Annotated in this window: 2 protein-coding genes; both read left to right on the top strand. The window is 47.7% G+C overall.

The window, feature by feature from the left end; all coding sequences use genetic code 11:
* A partial coding sequence (gene sppA / locus QTO00_RS18490) for a signal peptide peptidase SppA (RefSeq protein ID WP_331426075.1) occupies positions 1-1,066 on the top strand: 1,066 nt, incomplete at its 5' end.
* 118 nt (positions 1,067-1,184) lie between these two features.
* Complete coding sequence (ansA, locus tag QTO00_RS18485; protein WP_038207725.1) at positions 1,185-2,201, top strand: asparaginase; 1,017 nt, start codon at positions 1,185-1,187, stop codon at positions 2,199-2,201.
* Positions 2,202-2,226: the final 25 nt, after the last annotated feature.

Raw genomic sequence — 2,226 nt, 5'->3', positions numbered from 1 at the left:
CAAAGAAAATCAAGGCGACCTTGCTGCTCTTTCTCTCAATGTTGGGTTAGTTGATGAACTGGCAACGCGCCAGCAAATTCGCAAACAACTGATTGATGTGTTCGGCAGCAATGGGGAAGACAGCTACAACCATGTCGATTTCTACCAATACCAATCGACTATGCGACCAAGCTTTGACTTAGCGGCTGACGATATTGCGGTAGTTGTAGCAAGTGGCGCTATCATGGACGGCTCTCAACCACGCGGTACAGTGGGCGGTGACACCGTGGCTGCACTGCTTCGCCAAGCACGTAACGACAACAAAGTAAAAGCGGTCGTTCTGCGTGTCGATAGCCCTGGAGGCAGTGCATTTGCCTCTGAAGTGATTCGCAACGAAGTCGAAGCGCTGCGCGAAGAGGGTAAGCCTGTCGTTGTTTCTATGTCTAGTCTTGCAGCCTCTGGCGGTTACTGGATCTCGATGAGCGCGGATAGCATTGTTGCTCAACCGACGACACTTACTGGCTCTATCGGTATTTTCAGCGTGATTACCACCTTCGAAAAAGGCTTGAACAAACTTGGGATCTACACTGATGGAATCGGTACCTCTCCATTCTCTGATGTCGGTGTTACCACAGGTCTTTCACAAGGCGCTTCTCAAGCATTCCAAATGGGTATTGAGCACGGCTATAACCGATTTATCGGCTTAGTCAGTCAATCGCGTGAGATTCCTTTAGACAACGTCGACAAAATTGCTCAAGGCCGCGTTTGGACAGGGCAAGACGCCCTTGAGCTTGGTCTTATCGATAAGATTGGTGACTTTGATGATGCAGTTGCGTTAGCAGCAGAGCTAGCAGAAGTTAATAACTATAACTTGTACTGGGTTGAAGAACCCCTTTCTCCAGCTCAGCAGTTTGTTCAAGATTTCATGAATCAAGTTAGTGCATCATTTGGCATTGATGCCACTGCACTGCTGCCTAAATCCTTGCAACCTGTTGCGACCCAAGTTATTCAAGATGCCAACATGCTACAAAGCTTCAATGATCCAAAAGGTCACTACGCTTTCTGTCTGAATTGTCAGGTTCAATAACGCGCTAACTAGTAACACGAAAATAGGGGGCTTCCTGTGCGGAAGCCCCCTTTTTATTGGCTAAGATTAATATATAATCCCACGCTCTGTTCCCCCTATGTTTAACTGGTTTAACGCAATGGCAAGAAAACACATATATATCGCCTACACGGGCGGTACCATTGGTATGCAAAAATCCCATGATCACGGCTACGTCCCAGTTGCTGGTTTCATGGAAAAACAACTCGCAAGCATGCCCGAATTCCATAGACCAGAAATGCCTGAATTCACCATTCACGAGTATGACCCACTGATCGATTCGTCGGATATGACGCCTGCAGATTGGCAGCAGATCGCCGATGACATTCGTGATAACTACGACAAATACGATGGTTTCGTGATTCTTCACGGCACTGACACCATGGCTTATACCGCCTCTGCACTGTCATTTATGCTAGAGAACCTAGGTAAGCCAGTGATCGTAACAGGTTCACAAATTCCATTAGCGGAATTGCGCTCAGACGGCCAAGCAAACCTACTTAACGCGCTACACATAGCGGCAAACTACCCGATCAACGAAGTGACCTTGTTCTTCAATAATAAGTTGATGCGTGGCAATCGCAGCACTAAATCTCATGCTGATGGCTTCAATGCCTTTACTTCACCCAACCTGCCTCCGCTTCTTGAAGCGGGTATCAACATTCAGATCAGTAGTGAGATTGAAGTGGGTGCTAAACCGCAAGGCGTGTTTAAGGTTCATGACATCACACCGCAACCTATTGGCGTGATCACCATGTACCCTGGCATTTCGCACGAGGTTATTCGCAACACCTTATTGCAGCCAGTGAACGCAATGATCCTGCTGACGTTCGGCGTTGGCAATGCTCCGCAAAACCCTGAATTACTGCATCACCTTAAAGATGCATCTGAGCGTGGCGTGATAGTGGTAAACCTAACTCAATGTCTCGCTGGTAAAGTAAATATGGGTGGCTATGCAACTGGCTGTGCGCTTGCAGAAGCTGGGGTGATCAGTGGCTACGATATGACACCAGAAGCGGCGCTGGCGAAGCTTCACTTCTTACTTAGCCAAGGCCTTAGCTACGACCAAGTCAAAGTAAAAATGCAGCAAGTTCTGCGCGGTGAGATGAGTATCTAAATTCAAGCCACTCACAACATTGACT

Origin of the sequence: Vibrio sp. M260118, assembly GCF_036533755.1 — a bacterium.
GTDB lineage: Bacteria > Pseudomonadota > Gammaproteobacteria > Enterobacterales > Vibrionaceae > Vibrio.
This window is presented reverse-complemented; position numbering and strand designations above follow the sequence as displayed.

Coding starts and splice junctions, on each gene's coding strand:
- ansA (WP_038207725.1), top strand. CDS start 1,185: ATGGCAAGAAAACACATATATATCGCCTACACGGGCGGTACCATTGGT.